The organism is Thalassotalea eurytherma (assembly GCF_030161415.1).
Taxonomy (GTDB): domain Bacteria; phylum Pseudomonadota; class Gammaproteobacteria; order Enterobacterales; family Alteromonadaceae; genus Thalassotalea_G; species Thalassotalea_G eurytherma.
In genome coordinates, this window is record NZ_BSSU01000009.1 from 79,425 (window position 1) to 100,734 (window position 21,310).

At 38.5% G+C, this 21,310-nt stretch carries 19 protein-coding genes and 2 pseudogenes; 18 read left to right on the forward strand and 3 right to left on the reverse strand.

Annotated features, from left to right (window positions below; all coding sequences use genetic code 11):
• Positions 1–3: 3 nt before the first annotated feature.
• The 7 genes and pseudogenes from QQK02_RS09820 (at position 4) to QQK02_RS09850 (ending at position 6,127) form a co-directional block, all read left to right on the forward strand.
• The gene (locus tag QQK02_RS09820; RefSeq protein ID WP_284207951.1) at positions 4–468 is read left to right on the forward strand and encodes a nitrate reductase cytochrome c-type subunit; all 465 of its coding nucleotides are present in this window, start codon (positions 4–6) and stop codon (positions 466–468) included.
• A gap of 17 nt (positions 469–485) precedes the next feature.
• A pseudogene (locus tag QQK02_RS09825) lies at positions 486–1,073 on the forward strand (cytochrome c3 family protein).
• A gap of 162 nt (positions 1,074–1,235) precedes the next feature.
• Entirely contained in the window at positions 1,236–1,415 is a 180-nt protein-coding gene (locus QQK02_RS09830) for a PA3496 family putative envelope integrity protein (RefSeq protein ID WP_284207836.1), read from the forward strand.
• Between the two features lie 80 nt (positions 1,416–1,495).
• Positions 1,496–2,797: pseudogene (locus QQK02_RS09835) on the forward strand (amidohydrolase).
• A gap of 69 nt (positions 2,798–2,866) precedes the next feature.
• A complete protein-coding gene (gene pdxH, locus QQK02_RS09840) occupies positions 2,867–3,520 on the forward strand; it encodes a pyridoxamine 5'-phosphate oxidase (RefSeq protein ID WP_284207837.1) in 654 nt (217 codons plus the stop codon).
• Between the two features lie 124 nt (positions 3,521–3,644).
• Positions 3,645–5,120 (forward strand): hypothetical protein, encoded by a 1,476-nt coding sequence (locus QQK02_RS09845; protein WP_284207838.1) that lies wholly within the window; start codon positions 3,645–3,647, stop codon positions 5,118–5,120.
• Positions 5,111–6,127, forward strand: a complete 1,017-nt coding sequence (locus tag QQK02_RS09850) for a M14 family metallopeptidase (protein ID WP_284207839.1) — start codon at positions 5,111–5,113, stop codon at positions 6,125–6,127. The genes QQK02_RS09845 and QQK02_RS09850 overlap by 10 nt, the downstream gene beginning before the upstream one ends.
• A 14-nt stretch (positions 6,128–6,141) precedes the next feature.
• On the opposite strand, the gene QQK02_RS09855 is transcribed toward QQK02_RS09850, so the two are convergent.
• Both QQK02_RS09855 and mutS read right to left on the reverse strand, forming a co-directional pair.
• Positions 6,142–7,017 (reverse strand): hypothetical protein, encoded by an 876-nt coding sequence (locus tag QQK02_RS09855; RefSeq protein ID WP_284207840.1) that lies wholly within the window; start codon positions 7,015–7,017, stop codon positions 6,142–6,144.
• A gap of 84 nt (positions 7,018–7,101) precedes the next feature.
• The gene (mutS, locus tag QQK02_RS09860; protein WP_284207841.1) at positions 7,102–9,678 is read right to left on the reverse strand and encodes a DNA mismatch repair protein MutS; all 2,577 of its coding nucleotides are present in this window, start codon (positions 9,676–9,678) and stop codon (positions 7,102–7,104) included.
• A gap of 214 nt (positions 9,679–9,892) precedes the next feature.
• Here mutS and QQK02_RS09865 point away from each other — a divergent pair, with 214 nt between their 5' ends.
• The 10 genes from QQK02_RS09865 to recA all read left to right on the forward strand — a co-directional run bounded on the left by QQK02_RS09865 (position 9,893) and on the right by recA (position 17,935).
• On the forward strand, positions 9,893–11,152 hold the full coding sequence (locus tag QQK02_RS09865; protein WP_284207842.1) for a tyrosine-type recombinase/integrase: 1,260 nt from the start codon (positions 9,893–9,895) through the stop codon (positions 11,150–11,152).
• Between the two features lie 5 nt (positions 11,153–11,157).
• A complete protein-coding gene (locus QQK02_RS09870) occupies positions 11,158–11,661 on the forward strand; it encodes a hypothetical protein (protein WP_284207843.1) in 504 nt (167 codons plus the stop codon).
• A gap of 53 nt (positions 11,662–11,714) precedes the next feature.
• Complete coding sequence (locus QQK02_RS09875; RefSeq protein ID WP_284207844.1) at positions 11,715–11,951, forward strand: helix-turn-helix domain-containing protein; 237 nt, start codon at positions 11,715–11,717, stop codon at positions 11,949–11,951.
• A gap of 119 nt (positions 11,952–12,070) precedes the next feature.
• Entirely contained in the window at positions 12,071–12,964 is an 894-nt protein-coding gene (locus QQK02_RS09880; protein ID WP_284207846.1) for a primase-helicase zinc-binding domain-containing protein, read from the forward strand.
• Entirely contained in the window at positions 12,964–14,358 is a 1,395-nt protein-coding gene (locus tag QQK02_RS09885; RefSeq protein ID WP_284207847.1) for a DUF5906 domain-containing protein, read from the forward strand. Before QQK02_RS09880 ends, QQK02_RS09885 begins: the two co-directional genes overlap by 1 nt.
• A 326-nt stretch (positions 14,359–14,684) precedes the next feature.
• On the forward strand, positions 14,685–15,350 hold the full coding sequence (locus QQK02_RS09890; protein ID WP_284207848.1) for a hypothetical protein: 666 nt from the start codon (positions 14,685–14,687) through the stop codon (positions 15,348–15,350).
• A gap of 328 nt (positions 15,351–15,678) precedes the next feature.
• On the forward strand, positions 15,679–15,894 hold the full coding sequence (locus tag QQK02_RS09895) for a hypothetical protein (protein WP_284207849.1): 216 nt from the start codon (positions 15,679–15,681) through the stop codon (positions 15,892–15,894).
• Complete coding sequence (locus QQK02_RS09900; protein ID WP_284207850.1) at positions 15,876–16,172, forward strand: hypothetical protein; 297 nt, start codon at positions 15,876–15,878, stop codon at positions 16,170–16,172. The genes QQK02_RS09895 and QQK02_RS09900 overlap by 19 nt, the downstream gene beginning before the upstream one ends.
• A complete protein-coding gene (locus tag QQK02_RS09905; protein WP_284207851.1) occupies positions 16,172–16,375 on the forward strand; it encodes a hypothetical protein in 204 nt (67 codons plus the stop codon). The genes QQK02_RS09900 and QQK02_RS09905 overlap by 1 nt, the downstream gene beginning before the upstream one ends.
• A 540-nt stretch (positions 16,376–16,915) precedes the next feature.
• On the forward strand, positions 16,916–17,935 hold the full coding sequence (recA, locus tag QQK02_RS09910; RefSeq protein ID WP_284207852.1) for a recombinase RecA: 1,020 nt from the start codon (positions 16,916–16,918) through the stop codon (positions 17,933–17,935).
• 118 nt (positions 17,936–18,053) lie between these two features.
• Here the strand turns inward: recA and QQK02_RS09915 are convergent, their stop codons facing one another.
• Entirely contained in the window at positions 18,054–18,392 is a 339-nt protein-coding gene (locus QQK02_RS09915; protein ID WP_284207853.1) for a hypothetical protein, read from the reverse strand.
• Positions 18,393–18,772: 380 nt separating this feature from the next.
• Between QQK02_RS09915 and QQK02_RS09920 the strand changes: the two genes are divergently transcribed.
• On the forward strand, positions 18,773–21,154 hold the full coding sequence (locus QQK02_RS09920) for a penicillin acylase family protein (RefSeq protein ID WP_284207854.1): 2,382 nt from the start codon (positions 18,773–18,775) through the stop codon (positions 21,152–21,154).
• Positions 21,155–21,310: the final 156 nt, after the last annotated feature.

Here is a 21,310-nt window from a genome sequence, read left to right on the forward strand (position 1 = left end):
ATGATGAAAACAATAATTAAAGGGCTGTTAATCGCCAGTATTGCTTTTTCAGGCATCGCTATACACTCTGTAGCGCAAGAAATTTCTACCTTGAGAAACGAAACTAAACTTGATGAGCAAAAAACACCTAATAAGATCTATCAGGTTAATAATTCGGACATAAAGCAAAAACGTAATTATCCGATGCAACCACCGCTCATTCCACACACAATCAGAAATTACGAAGTTAACTTAAATACCAATAAGTGTATGGCTTGTCACAGTCGACAGCGCACAGAGGAATCGCAAGCACCTATGGTAAGCGTGACACACTTTATGGATCGTGATGGTAACTTTTTAGCGGAGATATCGCCGCGACGATATTTTTGTAGTCAGTGTCACGTTACTCAGCAAGATACTAAACCGCTTGTTGAAAATACGTTCATAGATATGCACACATTGATGAAAGCTAAAACCGATCCTAAGTAGGAGTAGCCATGAAAAATTTGATTAATAAATTGAAGGATGCTTGGCAAACTCTCTCAACACCGAGTAAGTATTAAAGCCTTGGTTTTTTAACCTTTGGTGGCTTTATCGCAGGGATTATCTTTTTGGGGGCATTCAATACCTCATTAGAGCTTTCCAATACTGAAGAGTTTTGTATTTCATGTCATGAAATGGAAAGTAACGTGTATGAAGAGTTAAAAACGACGATTCACTTCACCAACCGCTCCGGTGTTCGTGCGACATGTCCTGACTGCCATGTACCACATAAGTGGACCAATAAAATTGCGCGTAAAATGCAAGCTTCCAAGGAGGTTTGGGGCAAGATATTTGGTACCATTAATACACGTGAGAAGTTTTTGGCTCACAGGAAAACACTTGCCGAGCATGAATGGGATCGCCTAAAAGCTAACGATTCTCTTGAATGTCGTAACTGTCACAACTTCGACTATATGGACTTCACTGCCCAAAGTACGAGAGCAGCCCAACAGCATTCAACGTCACTAGCTAGCGGAGAGAAAACCTGTATCGATTGTCATAAAGGTATCGCTCACCAACTACCTGACATGAAAGGTGTTGAAGGCTGGTAAGTTAACAATAAATCGCTAAAAAACGGAGTAAATGGTGACATTTATTCCGTTTTTTTATGAAAAAACAGGCTGTTCACATAAAAAAAACAAATAAAAAGTTAACACTTTGATAATTTTTGGCTATTTTCAAATTATAGGTGTTTATTTTTTTTGAAGGTAGATATGAATAATCAAGAAATTGATAGCCTAAAAGGCACCGATAGTCTCTCTGAACAAGACAGTGGCTATAAACAAGATGAGCAAGATATTCGTAATTCTAAAGCCAGAAAGCGTATTGACGAACTGCTAGAAGAAAAACGCCTAAAATCTTTGCTCGATGACACCGATGATTGGGAAGTGTAAATATGTCGCATTTTATTAGCCATTTTTAATACTTTTCAGTAAGGTAATGCTAAAAATCAACAAGAACAATTGTATTACCTATGAAAAAAACTCTACTCGCTAGTCTCATACTAGCCTCTACCTCATTTTCTTTTTCTGCGGCGACAGATACACAATCTGTGGCTCAAATAGCCGATACCATTTAGGCTGATGTTATTAAATGGCGTCGCCACTTTCATCAAAACCCAGAGTTATCTAATCGAGAGTTTGAAACAGCGAAAACTATTGCTAAGTTTTTGCAAGACCTCAATTTACAAGTGACGACTGGTGTTGCTAAAACCGGTGTTGTAGCGTTGTTAGATACAGGTAAACCTGGGCCAACTATCGCGTTACGTGCTGATATCGATGGGTTGCCAGTCACAGAAAATACCAATTTACCATTTGCGTCTAAAGCCATGGGCGAATTTGACGGTAATCAAGCGGGTGTCATGCACGCATGTGGCCATGATACCCATATTGCTATGTTAATGGGTGCGGCAACAGTACTAACCCAAATGAAAGAGCAGTTACGTGGCAAAATCAAATTCATTTTCCAGCCAGCTGAAGAAGGTGCACCTGCCGGTGAAGTAGGTGGCGCTGAAATTATGGTTAAAGAAGGTGTTCTCAAAAATCCAAATGTTGATGTTATTTTTGGTCTGCATATCTCGTCTGATAAAGATGTTGGTACTGTTCATTACCGTGAAGGCGGTATCATGGCAGCTGTAGACCCATTTAAAGTTGTTGTAAAAGGAAAGCAATCACACGGTGCTTACCCTTGGTTAAGTGCTGACCCAATTGTGACTTCAGCTCAAATCATTATGGGCCTTCAAACAATTGTTAGCCGTGAAGTAGAGCTTATCGACAGTGCAGCGGTTGTGAGTATAGGTAAAATAACCGGTGGCAACCGCTCGAATATCATCCCAAATGAAGTAGAGATGATTGGTAAAATTAGAAGCTTAAATCCAGATACAAGAGAGCATATTCATGAAGCCGTGCATAGAAAGGTAAATGCTATTGCTGCGAGTATGAATGCCACGGCAGAAGTAACGCTACCATTAGATTACCAATACCCAATTACTTACAACAAACCTGAGTTAATGCAAGAGATGTTACCTGTTTTAAAAGAAACAGCAGGTCAGGAAAACGTTAAGTTAACGAAAGCGGTTACCGGTGCTGAAGACTTTTCATTCTTCCAAGAAAAAGTGCCTGGTTTATATTTATTTGTAGGAGGTAAAAGTAGAGATATTCCAGCAAGTGAAGCACCAGGTCACCACACACCAGAATTTAAAATCGATGAAAGTGGTATGGCACTTGGCGTTAAATTACTGAGTAACTTAACAATCGATTATATGAAAAATCATTGATCTAGATAATTCTTTCAACAGTAATAGGTGTTAAAATATTATTTTTAACACCTTAATTTTTTATCGACTATGACATTTTTAGAAAAGATTCGCTGTTTATTTACTTTTGGGCAAGGTGTCGCGTTACCAATGCCTGAACTTGATGAAGAAACAACACCGTTAGCACTATTTGAAAAATGGTTTAATGATGCAAACAAAGCCGGCATTTTATTGCCCGAATCAATGTCAATTAGCACATGTGGTCATGATGGACAGCCAAAATCACGTATGGTGTTATTAAAAGCGTATGACGAACAAGGGTTTGTTTTTTATACCAACTATGGAAGTGACAAGCACCAACAACTTTCTGAAAACAGCAAAATAGCGATTCTTTTTCACTGGGGCGTTCTTCAACGTCAAGTACGCATTGAAGGTACAATAGAGCACACCTCAAAAGAGCAATCAGAACAATATTTTCATTCTAGAGATCGCGGCAGCCAAATTGGTGCTTGGGCATCTCATCAAAGTCACGTAATGACTGACAATAATGAATTAAAGAACCGTGTTCAACATTTCACTGAAAAATTTAAAGGACAAGAAATACCATTACCTGAGTTTTGGGGTGGTATCCGTGTTGTACCAACCTACTTTGAATTTTGGCAAGGACGTGCGTCGCGATTACACGACAGACTTTGTTTCGATGTCACTCAAACACCTAATCAGGTGTTTAAACGCCACCCTTAAACAATATGTACATGGCAAGTGTTATAGAAACGCTTGCCAGATATACTGTTGATTAGTTGACCTAAATCAACTCTCAACCACAAGCTTTATGCCAACATGAATCTTACAGGATGTAGGAGGGTTTATGGGGCAGAACATTGAACAAGTTAGTTTTAGCGACGCACAATTTACGCACTTTACTGAAGCGTTGCACGAACAGCTCGATGCGTTAAAGCATATTATAGCTGAGCCAAATTTTGGCAATGCGCCACTTAAGTTTGGTGCTGAGCTTGAAATGTACTTAATTAACGATCAAGGTGAAATCAGTCTTTCAAACCAGCAACTAATTGGTGACCTCAATGATCCCCAATACCAACCCGAACTTAATCGCTACAACCTAGAGCTTAACCTTGAACCAGTCGACTTAGCGGGGACACCTTTTTCAGCGCTTCAGCGTCAAATGAAAGCGAAAACGGATCATTTAGAAGTCATCGCTAAAAACCGTCGGGTTAATGTGTTGCCGATAGGGATATTACCGACACTTGAGAAGCAACATTTGAACGTTGACTTTATGACAGACCTTCCCCGTTATCATTGTTTATCCAAATACCTGTATAAAGCCCGTGGTGATGCCTTCAAAATTAATATTAATGGTGACGAGTCATTATCTGAAAATATTGATGATATTAGTGCTGAAGGCGCTAACACCTCATTTCAAGTCCATTTGATGATTGAGCCAAGTAAATTTACAGATGTTTATAATGCTGCCCAGCTTACCTTACCCTTGGTCACAGCGGTCAGTGCAAATTCCGCTATTTTTCTCGGCAAACGGCTTTGGGATGAAACACGTATCGCATTATTCAAGCAGTCTATCGATATACGTAAGCCTGACAACACACCATGGCAAGAACAGCCAAGAGTTAATTTTGGTTTTGGCTGGTTACACGGCTCCCCCTGGCATTTATATAGTCAAGCGGTGTGTTTGTTTGAACCAATTATGCCTGTAACAAGCAATAAGCCAACAACCGGTTTATTGCCTGAGCTTAATGAACTTTCATTGCATTTAGGTACCACATGGCCTTGGAATCGTCCGGTTTATTGCAATCAAGGCAATGGCCATATTCGCCTAGAGTTTCGGGCAATTCCTGCAGGCCCAACGAGCCTAGATATGCTCGCTAACGCTGCGTTTGCTATTGGTTTAGCTACAGGGGTTGCAAATAATATCGATGAATACACCAGTGTTTTGCCTTTTCAATATGCTGAATATAATTTCTATCGCGCGGCTCAATCAGGCATCAATGCCAAAGTACTTTGGCCATTTTCACATAAATACCACGTAGGTGAAGTTGAGATTTCTTCAGTAATCACAAAGTTACTGCCAGTAGCCAAACAAGGTCTATTACAACTCAATATTGAGGAAGCAGAAGCAGATAAGTTTTTATCAATCATTGCCGCGCGACTGGCATCAGGCATTACTGGCGCCATTTGGCAAAAACAGACATTGGCAGAGTTGACCAAAAAGATGACTAATCATGATGCCTGTAAGGCACTTACCTTGTTATACCTTGAAAACTGCCGTAGCTGTAAACCAGTTCATGAATGGGAGCGCATATGGAAATAGATTTTTCAGAAATATGCTATCTAAAAAACCCAAGTAGCAATACATTGAAAGCTGACTATCGGCAATTTTTACTGTCGTTATATGGTCCAACCGTAATTGATATCACCAACAAAGAGAGCGATGACTGGTATGTCATTACAACACTGCTGCATGGCAATGAACCTTCTGGTTTTATTGCCTTACATCAATGGTTAAGCCAAAAAAAGAAACAAAATCATATTAACTTTAGATTTATTATTTGCTCCGTGGAAGCGGCAAATTCAACGCCCTTATTTAGTAAACGGTTTCTTAATGAAGGCTTAGATATTAACCGTTGCTTCAATCACGTGGAAACCTCCGGCTACTACTTACGAGCTAATATTATCGAGCATGCCGTTAAGGCAGTTAACCCCAAACTTGTTATTGATATGCATAACACCTCAGGCAGTAGTCCAGCTTTTTGTGTTAGCGCACATATGGATAAACAACACTTGAAACTTGCAAGTTTCTTTTGTGAAAACTTAATTCTTTCACATATAACATTAGGGGCATTGATGGAAATAAACATAGATTGCCCGGTAATCACCCTAGAATGTGGCGGTTGTAATGATATACAAGCAAACCAAGTAGCTTTCGAGGCTATTACTACGCTAGCAAATGGTGTTGATTTAACGTCATCACATAAACAAACAATCAAAGTGATACATCACCCGATGAGGCTTCAATTGGCAAAGGATGTATCTTTAGCTTTTGGTGTAGAAGATCAAGGCAACGATGGTGTAACCATTATCTCAAATATCGAGCAATTTAATTACGGGAAATGCCATGCTGGTCAAATTCTTGGGTGGTTGGACAGTGATGGTCTAAAAAACTTAGTCTTGCTAGATGAATATAAACAAAACGTTATCGACGACTACTTCTATTTTGAAGACAGCAGACTCATTGCCGCCTGTGATTTTCAAATATTTATGGCAACTCGACAAAGTCAAATAGCTAAAAGCGATTGCTTGCTATATATCACTGCGTAACAGCTATCGTTTATTTAGAGGTTCAAATACTCAAACGCAGCCTTTTTAAGGCGTCTATCTATTGTTCGCTGAAAAGCAGGAGACTTAGCATTGAAGAGGTATATTGATTGCACAGCAGGCGTTTTATGATCTGATAGCGTAATCAAAGGCCTATTAAAATTTAACGATGTTTTGCTACTTGGATGAACATCAACGACTTTGCCTCTTTCTTTTGCGATAATCTCAAAGCGACGATTAGCAATTAAGTTGTTTAACTGTTTCGACAGACCGGTTTCTAAACGACTGATCGCCCGAATATGGCTGTTGTAATGCAAAGGCTGTGACCTTTGCTTTGATTTAGCTAACTTTAGCTCACCTTTCAATTTAGCCAAGAGGTTTGATTTATCTAATTTAAATTGCTGATAAGTCGCAGGTATTCGATCATAAAAGACGATACTCTGAATCGCATGATTAAGCTCAGACACTTCGTTTGCTAATCTCGATAAGGTTTGGTTACGCCTTGCAACTAATGCTTTTTTCTTATTGCTATACTCAGCAATTTCAGTCCGTGTTTGCACAATCAATTGACGCATCAACTCATCTGCATGAGGTTGATTATCTTCAAAAGACAAACTAAACAGCCGATAGCCAATATCAACGAAGTCATTGGGCTGTACCCAAACATCGTCAACCCGAACTTGAGCAACATCAATCGTAGATAATTGATTGTTTTCCAATAACCATAATTGAATATCTTGCCTGATAAAGTAGAGCAAGTAACAGGCAAGACTTGTCGCTATTGTCGTAAGAACAATGAAAAATGCACGCGCTTGTTTAATATTGATTTTATAAAGCACACTTGCTGGGCAAAAATGGGAAACGCTAAAGGTTCCCTTTTTAGCTAAAGACATATCAAATTCCTTTTGATTTCAATAGCTAAAATTTATAGTACAAAGTTCAAGATTGTGCAAATAACGTCAATAAGTAATGAGTATTTACACGGATTTTTTTAGTTCAAACAATAGTTCTAGCGCCTGTCTAGGCGTAATATCATCAACATCTAGGCGAGCTAACTTTTGTAACACTACGTGGGGCTCATCGATTAGTGGTAATTGTGTTTGTTGATTAGTTGACTCTTGCAGGCCAACACCCGCTTGTTGCTCTGTTTCTAGCTCTGCTAATTTTTGTTTAGCACGCGCTACCGCTGCTTTAGGCACACCTGCCAACTGAGCAACTTGTAAGCCAAAACTTTTACTCGCTGCACCTTCTTGTATCGCATGCATAAAGATAATGTTATCGCCATGCTCCACTGCGTCTAAATGGACATTAGCTAGTGTATCTATTTGCTCTGAAAGTAATGTTAATTCGAAATAATGGGTAGCAAATAAGGTAAAGGCCTTTAATTTTAGTGCCAACATTTCCGCGCAGGCCCAAGCTAGAGACAACCCGTCATAAGTACTTGTGCCACGACCGATCTCATCTAATAAGACTAAACTTTTTTCAGTGGCATTATGAAGAATATTCGCTGTTTCTGTCATCTCTACCATAAACGTAGAACGTCCACTGGCTAAGTCATCTGAGGCGCCAATTCGGGTAAAGATACGATCAACTAGCCCTATCGTTGCAGCTTGTGCTGGCACATAAGCACCAATATGAGCCATTAAAACAATAAGCGCCGTTTGTCGCATATAGGTCGATTTCCCCCCCATGTTAGGGCCTGTTATCACCAACATTTTGCGCTTTTCGTCTAATCTAACAGGGTTCGCAATAAACGGCTCGACAGTCATTTGCTCGACAACAGGATGACGACCGCCTTCAATAGAGATACCAGGTTCAACTGTCAGCTGTGGCTTGACATAGTTCAAGCGCTCAGCTGTTTGAGAAAAGGTATTCAAGACATCAAGTTCTGCCAAATTTTCAGCTAAGGATTGTAATGAAGCCAGATCAGGGAGTGTTAAATCAAAAAGCTGTTCATAGAGTTTCTTTTCTAACGCAAGAAAGCGACTTTGCGCGGTAAGTACTTTCTCTTCATGTTGTTTAAGCTCATTAGTAATAAAACGCTCATTATTTTTTAGTGTTTGTCTTCTAATATAGTGGTCGGGCACCTCATTAGAAGATGCGCGACTAATCTCAATATAAAATCCATGAACCTTGTTATAACCTACTTTAAGGGTTGGAATACCTGTTGCTTCACGCTCACGTAACTCAAGCTGAGCAAGATAATCACTTGCACCTTGGCTTAAGTTTCTAAGCTCATCAAGCTCATCGTTATAACCAGGCGCAATAACACCACCGTCTCGAATAAGTACTGGTGGATTATCAACAATCGCTTTTTCAAGTAGCGCCTGTAAAACCGGCTGTGGGGCAATTTCTTGTGCAATCAGCTTGAGATGATTTGCCGTAACATCAAATAAATCTTCAGCGATATTAGGCAGTGCGGCTAAAGCGTTACGTAAACGCGCAAAATCACGAGGCCGTGCTGTACGCATCGCAATGCGAGAAACAATTCGCTCAATATCACCAATAGGTTTTAAAGAATGGGCGATAACTTCACTTAAATCTAAGTCGAGTATATTGGCTATCGTTGCTTGGCGTGCAGACAGTACTTGAAGATCTCGCAGTGGAAAATGAATCCAACGTTTAAGTAAACGTGACCCCATTGGCGTTATACTTGTATCTAAAATAGCAGCAAGAGTATTTTCAATACCACCTTGTAAGTTCTGGGTTAATTCGAGGTTTCTTCTTGTTGCGGCATCAAGCACTACACCGGTTGTCGCTGACTCACTAATGATAGAACGAATATGAGGTAACGCTGTACGCTGTGTATCTTTTACGTATTGAAATAGACAACCTGCCGCGCAAATGGCGTAGTGTTTATCTTGAACACCAAAGCCCGATAAATCTTTCGTACCAAACTGTTTAGTTAGCACGGACAGCGCTGTATCAATATCAAACTCCCAGTCAGGACGCTTTCTTATTCCTTTAAAGTGTTGAATAAGACCATATTCAATAAATGATTCGGGATAGAGCAGTTCTGCTGGCGATAAGCGCTGTAATTCAGCTTGCAATTGCTCCGATGTTTCAGGCTCTGTTACAACAAAGCGGCCTGAACTAATATCTAAGTAGGCGATACCAAACTTAGTCTTGTTTTCAAAAACTGCAACCAACAAATTATCTTGTCTATCAGTCAATAACGCTTCGTCACTGACCGTACCAGGTGTAACGACTTTAACAACTTTACGTTCAACAGGCCCCTTACTTGTTGCCGGGTCACCGACTTGTTCACAAATAGCAACTGATTCACCTAATTGAACAAGCCGAGCAAGATAGTTTTCAACCGCATGATACGGCACCCCTGCCATTGGAATAGCATTACCACCTGATTTTCCACGAGCCGTTAATGAGATATCAAGCAGATCAGCTGCACGTTTCGCATCATCGAAGAACAGCTCATAAAAGTCACCCATACGATAAAATAATAGAATGCTAGGAAACTCTGACTTAATTGCCAAATATTGGCGCATCATTGGTGTGTGAGAAGAAAAATCATTTTCTTTAGAGGCTTTATTCATATTGGGACTTCGTTCTCTTTTTTATTTTTAAAGCCTTATTTTATAGGGCTTTGCCATTCTACACTCTGTTTCTGGCTGTTTCAGACAATATCAAATTAAATCTGTAAATTAAGTGGATCTAGTGTAGTTTTTTATGTAACCTATCATTAATCAGGTAGAGAGAGTGCGCCAACACCCTCAAAACCCTAACCACTTTGTTACTTTGGATAACACTATGGCTAAACCTAATTCTACAGCAATCACACCGTTAGCGGCAAAGCGTTTTAAATACGATCCCCAATCAGGAAAGAAACCTTCTTTTCTGGCAGACGCTCCCCCTTATTCTGGACTTAGATTATTGGCTTATGAGTCCGGAAATAAAACTTGGGTTTATCGTTATCGCAATAAAATCACAGGCCAACTAAAGCAAATCAAAATAGGCTCTTTCTCTGAAAGTGATTTAGGCCTAAAAAAGGCTAGAGAATATTTTAATTCTTATAAAGCTGAACGTGATGCAGGTGGTTGCCCTGCGACAAGGTTAAAAGAGGAAAAACTAGAAGCAAGGGAGCAACTTAAGCTAGCCAAGAAGAAACCTTATACCGTTGCCGATATGATGGAACATTATATAACTGAGCATGTTGAACAGAAGCGCTCTATTAAAGGTTACACAGAGATAAACCGTCTATCTAATAAAGATATAATTCCACATATAGGCAAGATAAAAGCTACAGAACTATCTAGAGCAAACGTACATGATTTAATTCAGCTTATTGCTAAAAGAGCGCCTGTTATTGCTTGTGATGTAAGGCGCGAATTAAGAGCTGCTTTTGAACATGGTATTTCAGCCGGCCGTATTCCTGAGCATTCAAACAATCCCACTACTGGCGTAAAGGCCCCACAAAGGAACCAAGGAAAGCGGATTTTACTTGATGATGAAATCACTCTTTTTCTTGAGTGGCTACCAACTGCAACAATAAGCCAAAATGTTAAAGATGCTTTGTTACTATCTTTATTTACTGGCTGCCGAACTGGTGAAATAGTAAAGGCTGATTGGAAAAGTATTGATCTTAAAAAAGGCACTTATCATTTGAAAGATACTAAAACAGGTTTAAGCCGAACAGTTCAACTATCTAACCAAGCAATATACCTTCTCAATAGCCGCAAGAATGATTCTAAATATGTTTTCCCAAGCAATAGAGGCACAAAGCACATTAAGCAACATGCAATAGTTTGTGCGCTTTCTCAGCCTAAGGCAGATGGAATTAAACCAAGAGACTCTTTGAAAATTGATGATTGGTCAGCACATGATTTAAGGCGAACAACTAGGTCAGGCTTAAGCCGTTTACGCTGTCCCTCAAATATTGCCGAAGCCGTTTTAGGCCATAGTAAAAAAGGCGTTGAAGGAACTTATGATTTACACCAGTACGAAGATGAATGTAAAGAGTGGTTGCAAACGTGGTGTGATCACCTTTCTTCTTTGGCTAGCAAGGAATAGAGCAGATGAAACAGTTTCAAAAAGAAGAAAAAGAAAAGTTTGAACAGTTGTTGACTGGTGCCTGCCAAAGTGTTCAAGATTTTGTTGAAAATAACATTCCAAAGAACGAAAGCGAACTTAGCCTTTTTAAAGACGCATGTGACACGATAGAAAAGCTTCAAGATGCTTTACTGGTTTTAATGGACTTAAATAATGTTCACGAGCGAACAATGGATTATGGGGTGGCACAGGAAGTAAAAAAAAGGCACTCACAATCGATTGCAGGCAAACGCTCCCCATGGGAACAGTTTTACCCTTTTATTGAATTACGTATTAAGAATTATCTAATTATATCTAGTTATTCAAAGACAGAGATTGCTAAAAAGCAATTGAAAAGAAAGTTAACTGTAAAGGAATTATTAAGAAGTATTGAGGAAATGACAGGTAAAACATTACCTAAAAGGACGCTTGAAAACTGGATAAAGACTGTAAAAGAGGGAGAGCCATTAATTAAAAACCACATCAAGTAGTTATGGTGGTTTATATAAAGTGTTTTCAATCTGTCTCTAATTTAGTATTTAAAATGAACTTAATAGTTACAGAGAGATATATAAAGATGAACAAAGACTTTACGGTTGATGGTTTTGCCTATGGAGCAAACATTTCAAGAATAACAGTTTATAGAATGATCAAAGCTGGTGAGTTATTCGCTTACAAGGTGAGGAACTCAACAAGAATACCTTATGGAGAGCTTGCGAGATTGCAGCAAGAAAATCAGATAAAACCAACATACACCAATCAATTAGAGGGGTGTAAATAATGAGCTTAAAGAGGTGTAAACATACAGTCTTTACAACTAAACAGAAAACTATACTAAGAGATATGAAAAATCCCGTTTCAAGCGACCAAACTAGCAACGGGATTTAGGAGTCTAAAAATATGAATATTCAAGACATTTCCATTATAGCTAATGGACGGTGGGAATCTACCCTTAATTCTTTAAGGGTGCACGTTCCTGCAAATAATAAACATGGTGCTTGCCCAATTTGTGGGGGCAGTGATCGCTTTAGATTTGATGATAAAGAAGGTCGAGGCACATTCTATTGTAATCAATGCGGAGCTGGTGACGGGTTTTCACTTGTTAGCAAAGCATTGAACTTATCCTTTAATGATACTGTTAAAGAGATCAAGACTGTATTAGGCGATTCTAAGCCATTACAGACACCTAAAACTAGCCAAGATAAAAAGCCTGTCAATGCGGTGGATAAGGCATATTACATTCTGAGCAAAGCTAATACTGCTTTTAACCATCCCTACTTAACCAGGAAGGGAATTAAACCTTATGGAATAGGTGTTAGCGTAAAAGGTGACTTAGTTGTTCCTATTCTTTCTGGCAAGCCTGATCACGAGCTTTCTTCTTTGCAGTTTATAAAACCTGATGGTTCAAAACAAATGTTAGGTGGAGGGAAAATAAAGGGCTGTTTTAATGCCATAGGTAAACACCTACCAGATGAAACAGTTTTATTATGTGAGGGGTTTGCTACTGCATCTACTCTATTTGAATGTACGGGCTTAACAACATTCTACTGTTTTAACGCTAATAACCTATTTTTAGTAGCTCAAATGCTAGTAAATGAATACAAGTTAAAACCAATCATATGTGCCGATAATGATTCACACCTAAAGGTTAATGTTGGCATTGAAAAGGCAAAGGACGCAGCACTTGAGTTTGGTTTAAAAGCTTTTGCACCAGATGAGAAAGGTGATTTTAACGATCTAATGCTAGCCAAAGGAAAACAGGCTGTTGTTGATACTTTAGTAGGGGTTAACTGATGGATATTTTAAAAGATTCTGAAAATAACTATCCCAACTGTGCCACTGATAATAAAGTCCAAGTAAAACAAGACTTAGAGGCGGTACAGATAAAAAAGAGTAACTCTACCGATACTGAACCAAACTATACCAACAGGCTCCAAGGTGAAGAAAGACTGAGTGAAGAAGATATTTCTATTCTGGCTAGTATGAATGAAAAATATTCACATATCGTTATCGGTGGAAAACATAAAATAGTCAGCACTAAGCATTGTCCGGTTAATGGAATGACAACAAGCTTTGAAGATGTTTCTCAGTTCAATAAATACTTTGAGCATGAGAAGAAAATTAATGGCTTGAATCGAGGTTCAGCTTGGTTTAAATGGGAAAGTAAATCGATTTATCGTAACGGTGTAGGGTTTTATCCTAATATTAATGATTGCCCTGATGGTGTTTATAACTTTTATAAGGGGCTCGCTATAGAGCCAGAAAAAGGTGATTGCTCTGTCTATTTAAATCATATTAAAGAAGGTATTTGTGGCGGTGATCATCAAGCGGCTGAATATTTTATTCAGTGGCTTGCGCATATGATTCAAAAGCCGGAAGAAAAGCCTAGTGTAGCAATTTTAATGAAATCACTGGAAGGTACGGGCAAAGGAACTTTAGTTGAGCCACTTAAGCAGATGCTCGGAGAACACAGTGCACACGTTAACGGGCATTATAATTTAACTCAGAGATTTAATGGCACTGTAGCGAACAAAATTCTTATCTTTGGTGATGAAGTAGATCTAAAAGAAAAAAGGGTTGCGGATAAACTGAAAGGCTTAATATCAGAAAGAGTTATTCAGTTGGAAAGAAAGGGCATCGAACCTGAGCCAATGCCGAACTACTCAAGGTTTATATTTGCTTCTAATCATAGCCAAGTTATTTACGCGGGATTAAAGGAGAGACGTTATTTAATGCTTGAGCCTGTTTTGAAGGACAAAATTTATTACGACTCAATACATACTTGGATAAACAAAGGAGGTGCAAGCTATTTACTTCATTATCTAGCTGGCCTAGATATAACTAATTTCAACAAACACAAAGCCCCAATAACAAAGACTTTGGTAGATGAAAAACTTTGTAGCTTACCGCATGTAATGGAGTTTATTTATAGCGAAATATCTAAAGAAAAACCTTTCGATGGCAAAGCTAGGATATTTGCTAGTGACTTGGTTAATGACTTTTCTTTATGGCTAGAAAATAGTGGTAAAGAGAGTAAATCAGTAGCGGCTAGAAGGAAGCTTATTGGCGATGCAATGAAAAACCTTTCTATAAGTTCTGAAGGGCGTTCAGGTCGTGGCAATGGGAAGTATTACGATATTAATAACATTAATATGAAAGACCGATTTTATCAATTCATATCAACGTAACCGGCACAGTTGGAGTAGATGGTATAGTAGCCTTTTATCACACTATACCGGCTATCCCCCCTTGTATATCTGACTTGTAGCTAAATGGTACAGTTGGGATAGTTAAAAATCGTATTTTCTTACTTACAAACCTTAAAGCAACACACCTATACCTGAATAGTGTATTTATATTATTTTAAGGACCTAAAAAGCAGCCCTCATAGCTTTAACCATTAAAAACTACACTAGATACCAAAAAATTAACTAATAACAGCAAAAAAAGACTGTTATAAATGTAAACATTTCTTTACAATGTTCATAAATCATTCAATTACTAAGGTCTATTTATGGCAAGCTTACTTAATTACGGATTAGGTTCTCTTTATACAAACTCTAAATTTGGCTCAGGCTCTAACCAACAGCCATCTAAAAATATTAGCCAGCTTATGCAAGCGACAGGCACAGCGATAGGCAAGTTAAAAAACGATTACCGTTTAGGTGGCTCTGATAAAGCTTCTTCTGCTCATAAGATTTACCAAAAGCAAAAGGTAAGCATTCAAAGAGAAATTGATGCTATGCAATCTCAGCTAGAGCTTAATAAAAGTTTGCTTTTAAAAGAAATCGACAAAGCTCACGCGTTTGCTGAAGATTCCGCAGTAAAGGTGTTACTTGCTCAAGAGGTTAGAGATACGCAAGATCAGTTAAGTCTTGTTAAGTCTGATCCGATGTATGCTCAAGTTGTAGCTTTAATGCCGTCATCGTTTTTAAAGATTGATGATAAAAGTAAGACAAATTTACTTAATGCCGCTAATGCAGCGCACTGGCCTGAACTGGTGAAAATATCTGATGATTTGGCTCATGACGAACGACAGATCAAAGGTGTTGAAAAGTTAATGGCAGAATTTAAACAAGAGATTCAAAGCGATCTAAATATCCTGTTTGATTTAAATGAATCTTTACCTAATTACGACCTTGAAGAACTTGTGAAGCAATCAGAGCTTGATGTGCAATAAAACAACCTAGTTCATGTTAAACAAACAAGGATTTAACAGAAATGACCTTCACAAGCCAAAACCAACCGGAAAATAGAGGTAGACCAAAAGGCTCCAAGAACAAACGGAGCCTAATACCTGACAACCTGTCAAAAAAAGCAATCATTCAGCTAACTGATGCACTAAACAAAGGTGAGCAGTGGGCTGTCGAGGCAGTTTTAAAGCGCAGCTTTCCCGTTTTAAAACCTATAACACCCTGTGACTCGTTAGATGCTGACCTAATCAAAGCCAAGATAAAAGAAGTTTACGAGCTAGAACAGCGTATTGAGGCCATTGAGAGGACTGTGAAATGAGAAGCTTAATACATAGAATTGCTGAACTTGAACAGGTCGCTGATCTTCAACGCCCGTTAACAGAAAATGAACTTAAAGCTTTTGAAGCTTGGTTACCTGATGAATTAAAAGATACAGAGATTATTGACTACTATGTCACTTATTGTCGGCAAGCAGTTAAAGATGTTTCGTTAGGTTATAAAAAGGGGGAGCTATGCCAAACAAAAGCTTAATCAATAGGCTTGCTGGGTTAGAGCAAAAGACAGCTAAACCGTCACCAATACATATTATTTTAAAGTCATCTGCTGGCGAAACAGATGAACAGGCTTTCAATAATTACAGGGTAAAACGAATGTCTGAGGGTTACGAGCCAGAATGTGGCTGGCAGGCATTGAAAGATAAGTTCTTATCAGGTTCTATCGTTCAAGATGCAGGAGTTGAGTTTATAACTTTTGACGTTATTGACAGTGTTGCGCCTTATCCTCCAAAGATAACTAAGGGTAAAAGCTAATGAGAAAACCAATTTATTCCAGAGAAGAACGTGCTATCTGTGCGAGTTTGTATGCTATAACCGTAGAGGTTAAAAGTCAGTTTATTAAAAACTTACCGGTTAATATGGCTATAGCTGATAAAAGAAGTCGAATTTCAACGCTGGAAAAGGCTTGTAGTGAGGTTTTGAGAATGTCCCCGGATAGGTTCTTTGTTGATTATTAAAAATGCGCCTATTAAAAGACTTTCTTGCATCCATCAAAGAAAACTTTGATCTATTCTTTTTATTTCTTTTTCCTATCGCTTGTATTGGACCGTATACGTTAGGAATGCACTTAATAATACAAAACCAAAACCAGTGTAGTTTTCTTGTCGCTTTTCTATAACAAGCCATGAAAACCCTCAAAAAACAAGGGATTTACACTAACGCATCATTGGTGTGTGAGAAGAAAAATCAGCAGGGCTTTTTGTCATAGTGAAATGCTATTATTATCATTAAAATTTACTTGAATTTATTATGCCATAAGCAATAAAAATAAGTCTCTCGAAAATCACTAAATCCTGTGTTTTTTACTGTGGACAAATTATCACCAAGCTTAACTAACCAAGAATCAATGACCGCATAAAAAACTTAATTAACAATAAAAACAATATGTTAAAAGTTTTATTTAGGTTTTTTAAATGAAAGGTATTGATACTGTTGAAACATACAGTATACTGATTTCAATTTTACAAATATTGAATACCAAACGGAGCCATTAGATCATGGACCAAAACAAAGAAAAAGCGTTATCTGCAGCATTAAGCCAAATCGAACGTCAATTCGGTAAAGGCTCAATTATGAAACTTGGTGAGAACCGCAGTATGGATGTTGAAACAATCTCTACAGGTTCATTAGGTTTAGATATCGCCTTAGGTGCAGGTGGTTTACCGATGGGACGTGTTGTTGAAATCTATGGCCCTGAATCAAGTGGTAAAACAACGCTTACATTAGAAGTAATTGCTGAAGCACAAAAGAACGGAAAAACTTGTGCATTCGTTGATGCAGAGCATGCACTTGACCCAATCTATGCAGAAAAGCTTGGTGTAAATATCAACGAGCTATTAGTTTCTCAACCAGATACCGGTGAGCAAGCCTTAGAAATTTGTGACATGTTAACACGCTCTGGTGCTATCGATGTTATCGTAGTTGACTCGGTTGCCGCCTTAACACCTAAAGCAGAAATTGAAGGTGAAATGGGTGATTCGCACATGGGTCTACAGGCTCGTATGCTTTCACAAGCAATGCGTAAACTAACAGCTAACCTAAAACAATCAAACACCATGATGATTTTCATCAACCAAATTCGTATGAAAATTGGTGTTATGTTTGGTAACCCAGAAACGACAACGGGTGGTAACGCACTTAAATTCTACGCTTCAGTTCGCTTAGATATTCGTCGTATTGGCGCAGTTAAAGCAGGCGATGAAATTGTTGGTAACGAAACGCGTGTTAAAGTGGTTAAAAACAAAATTGCACCACCGTTTAAACAAGTTGAGTTCCAAATCCTTTATGGTGAAGGTATTAACAGCTATGGTGAGCTTATTGATCTTGGTGTACAAAACAAGATGATTGAAAAAGCCGGCGCTTGGTATAGCTACCAAGGCGACAAGATTGGTCAAGGTAAGGCAAAAGCCGTTGATTTCTTAAAAGAAAATTCAGCTATTGCTACTGAAATTGATACACGTTTACGTGAAATGTTTTTATCTAAAGCAGCACCTCAAGAAGAAGCTGAAGAAGCGTAATTCTTAGTGAGCTAACGCGTAAAAAGCCATGTTACTAACATGGCTTTTTTTATTGGTTCATATAATAAGTAAACAAAAAGACGAGGGAAATACTGATTGAAATATTAGCTGTGGCCCATTAAGCGCTAACAGGCTTTTTAATCTCTATTTTTATTTGCTCATCTAATCTCAACTCTTTCGCTTCTTTTAACACAGCATTGCCTTCTTTCATTCGATGATCAGTTACACTATCAATGCCAAGCTTCTGACAAAACTTAACAAAAGCATTTACATCTTCTTTAGTAAAGCCTTCATCTTCTTTTGTCATTAAGCCATCAACATACATTTGATCGCCATTAATATTGCAGTTGGCAACTGCTGAATACGGTTGACCAAACTCATCTACACGAATGGCCTTCACCATTTTTACTTCAAAATACCAATCATCAATCTTGATGTAACGTCCACTATCATTCATCTAACAAAACCCAATAAACGGAAAAACAGACCTTTATAACTCTCAAAAAATACGCTTCTTTATTTTTTTAAAAATAAAGAAGAAGTTACGTCCGTGAAATAAGAGAAAACAACGAAAGGAAACCTAAATAGCAAAAAGCTCTATTAAGAAAAAGCCTAACTACGAAGATATTATTACATTAACAACTTTGTAAAACTAAACATTTTTATAACAAATTACAAAGCCAAGTAATTTCAACCTTTTAATATTGTGTGGTTAAACGACATTTTAGCTGATTGACGATCATTTCGACGATATTTCGAGTTTTTATTAACATATTACTGTTTTTTATCAGCTAATTTTAATACTCTTAATATACAAAAATAATAATGGCTTTGGTTATGAGCAAACTTCGTAAAATAATTCTTTCGGTAATTTTTATTCTTATCTTTGTACTAATTAGCGGTGGTGCTTGGATATACAGCCAAATAGATGGCTCTCTCCCTCAAATAGAAGGTAAACGCACACTCCTCGGTTTAGAAAAAGCCGTCCAAGTAGATCGTGATGAGAAAGGCATTGTCACAATATTTTCAGAAAACAGGAAAGATGCAGCTGTTGCATTAGGTTATGTTCACGCTCAAGAACGTTTTTTCCAGATGGACCTGCTACGTAAAAATTCTGCCGGTGAGCTATCAAGCTTATTTGGTGAACTTGCGTTAGATTACGATAAACGAATTCGTTTACACCGTTTTAGAGATCGAGCGCGTATGATTCTAAAAAGCCTACCGAAAACACAAGTCGCGCTATTGAAAGCCTATACAAAAGGTGTAAACCAAGGGCTAAAATATTTACATGCAAAACCGTTTGAATACTTATTGTTGCAACTTGATCCCGTTGAGTGGCAAGAAGAAGATACTATCCTTGCAGTTTTTAGTATGTATCTTGACCTTCAATCGTCTGACGGTAAGCGAGAAAGAACCTTATCAGCGTTAAAAGACACGCTAGGCGAAGAAGCCTTTAGCTTTTTAAATCCTAAAGGTTCTATTTGGGATGCAGCAATTGACGATACGGTATTTCCATCGGGTACCATGCCAACAACGCCTTGGCCGTCTGCGTCAGCACTACATAAAACTAAAACAAATAGTCCGACTTCGACAACCTTAGACTTCCTACCGGGTTCAAACAACTGGGCAGTTGGCGGTGACATTAGCTCAACAAGCGCAGCTATCGTAGCTAATGATATGCACTTGGGTATTCGAGTACCAAATACTTGGTTTAGAGCCTCAATCCAATTTAAACACCAAGGTGAAAGCATTAAAGTTACTGGCACTACCTTACCTGGCGCGCCAAATATTATTACCGGCAGTAACGGCAATATCGCGTGGGGCTACACCAATAGTTATGGTGATTGGAGCGACATCATTGAATTAACATTAAATGAATCTGGCAATCAGTATTTAACACCTGACGGATGGCGCAGTTTTACCTATGTGCCTCAGGTTATCGCCATTAAAGACAAACCCTCTGAAGAGATCATGGTTCAAGAAACTATCTGGGGACCTGTTATTGGTAAAAACCATACCAATACGCCAATCGTTTATCGTTGGGTAGCCCACGATTTACGTGCAGTGAACCTTAATCAAATGCAACTTGAAACAGCTAAAACGGTTGATGATGCCTTTGAAGTAGCCGCAATTACAGGTATCCCAGCCCAAAACCTAATGGTAGGTGATAGCAAAGGTAACATTGGCTGGACAATTATGGGCCCTATCCCTCAAAAGTTTGGCAATATTGGTGAACTATCGACAGACTGGTCAACAGGTGAGCGCGGTTGGAGTGGTTACCTAACAGGTGACGAATATCCTCGCGTTAAAAACCCATCTCATCATAGGTTATGGACAGGCAACTCTCGTGTTGTTGGTGGCGAGCTTTACAAAAATGTGGGTAACGGCGGTTATGCCCTAGGTGCAAGAAGTCAGCAAATTAGAGATGATTTAATGGCAAAAGACAGCTTTGATGAGCAAGCATTGCTTGATGTTGCACTTGATGATCGCGCTGTCTTCTTGAAACGTTGGCATCAATTTTTATTATCTGACGTGCTTATTGGTGACGAACTTGCTAAAAATTCAGTATGGCAAGAAGCCCAAAATATATTAAATGAAGATAAAAACCTAACGGCAAGCATCGATTCTGTTGCATACCGCCTTGTTCGGAATTTCAGATATGAACTTAGAGATTTACTGTTCTCAGATTTAGTTTCTTCAATTCAACAGGTTGAAAAAGATTTTAGTTTACATAGCATTCGTCATCAGCTTGAAACGCCATTATGGGAGCTTGTTTCAAAACAGCCAGATAATTTTATGCTACGTCCAGAAGATTCATGGCAGGCATTATTTGCTTTGGCATTGAATAACACGCTAGCAGAAATGACCAAAGTTCAACCCTTAGCGAGCGCTACTTGGGGTCAACAAAACACGGCTAATATTCAACACCCATTAAGCAAGGCTGTACCATTTATTGGTCAATGGTTGGATATGCCTAAAACACCTTTAGCTGGCGATAGTTACATGCCTCGTGTTCAAGGAAAGGCTTTCGGAGCTTCAGAACGCATGGTTGTTTCTCCAGGCCATGAAGAAAGTGGGATCTTCCATATGCCAACAAGCCAAGCAGGTCACCCATGGTCTCCATATTATGGTTTAGGGCATAAAGATTGGGAAGATGGTAAGCCATCGCCATTTTTACCCGGCGAAACTAAATACTCCTTGGTGTTATTAAGCTACTAAGCTCGAAGAGGGTTGTGTTTTTTATGCCATATAAAAAGCACAATCCGTTATAAGGAAACTGTTGACAGAGTGATTACTCTAGCTATATGGTAATAACATGAAAACTTTACGCAAAAACCTCTTTATTTTCTTTTTTATCCAACCTTAGTGGGAGGC

Coding starts and splice junctions, on each gene's coding strand:
- pdxH (WP_284207837.1), top strand. CDS start 2,867: ATGACATTTTTAGAAAAGATTCGCTGTTTATTTACTTTTGGGCAAGGT.
- QQK02_RS09875 (WP_284207844.1), top strand. CDS start 11,715: ATGAACTTAATAGTTACAGAGAGATATATAAAGATGAACAAAGACTTT.
- mutS (WP_284207841.1), bottom strand. CDS start 9,678: ATGAATAAAGCCTCTAAAGAAAATGATTTTTCTTCTCACACACCAATG.
- QQK02_RS09900 (WP_284207850.1), top strand. CDS start 15,876: ATGCCAAACAAAAGCTTAATCAATAGGCTTGCTGGGTTAGAGCAAAAG.
- QQK02_RS09890 (WP_284207848.1), top strand. CDS start 14,685: ATGGCAAGCTTACTTAATTACGGATTAGGTTCTCTTTATACAAACTCT.
- QQK02_RS09845 (WP_284207838.1), top strand. CDS start 3,645: ATGGGGCAGAACATTGAACAAGTTAGTTTTAGCGACGCACAATTTACG.
- QQK02_RS09885 (WP_284207847.1), top strand. CDS start 12,964: ATGGATATTTTAAAAGATTCTGAAAATAACTATCCCAACTGTGCCACT.
- QQK02_RS09915 (WP_284207853.1), bottom strand. CDS start 18,392: ATGAATGATAGTGGACGTTACATCAAGATTGATGATTGGTATTTTGAA.
- QQK02_RS09895 (WP_284207849.1), top strand. CDS start 15,679: ATGAGAAGCTTAATACATAGAATTGCTGAACTTGAACAGGTCGCTGAT.
- QQK02_RS09880 (WP_284207846.1), top strand. CDS start 12,071: ATGAATATTCAAGACATTTCCATTATAGCTAATGGACGGTGGGAATCT.
- QQK02_RS09855 (WP_284207840.1), bottom strand. CDS start 7,017: ATGTCTTTAGCTAAAAAGGGAACCTTTAGCGTTTCCCATTTTTGCCCA.
- QQK02_RS09865 (WP_284207842.1), top strand. CDS start 9,893: ATGGCTAAACCTAATTCTACAGCAATCACACCGTTAGCGGCAAAGCGT.
- QQK02_RS09830 (WP_284207836.1), top strand. CDS start 1,236: ATGAATAATCAAGAAATTGATAGCCTAAAAGGCACCGATAGTCTCTCT.
- QQK02_RS09820 (WP_284207951.1), top strand. CDS start 4: ATGAAAACAATAATTAAAGGGCTGTTAATCGCCAGTATTGCTTTTTCA.
- recA (WP_284207852.1), top strand. CDS start 16,916: ATGGACCAAAACAAAGAAAAAGCGTTATCTGCAGCATTAAGCCAAATC.
- QQK02_RS09905 (WP_284207851.1), top strand. CDS start 16,172: ATGAGAAAACCAATTTATTCCAGAGAAGAACGTGCTATCTGTGCGAGT.
- QQK02_RS09920 (WP_284207854.1), top strand. CDS start 18,773: ATGAGCAAACTTCGTAAAATAATTCTTTCGGTAATTTTTATTCTTATC.
- QQK02_RS09870 (WP_284207843.1), top strand. CDS start 11,158: ATGAAACAGTTTCAAAAAGAAGAAAAAGAAAAGTTTGAACAGTTGTTG.
- QQK02_RS09850 (WP_284207839.1), top strand. CDS start 5,111: ATGGAAATAGATTTTTCAGAAATATGCTATCTAAAAAACCCAAGTAGC.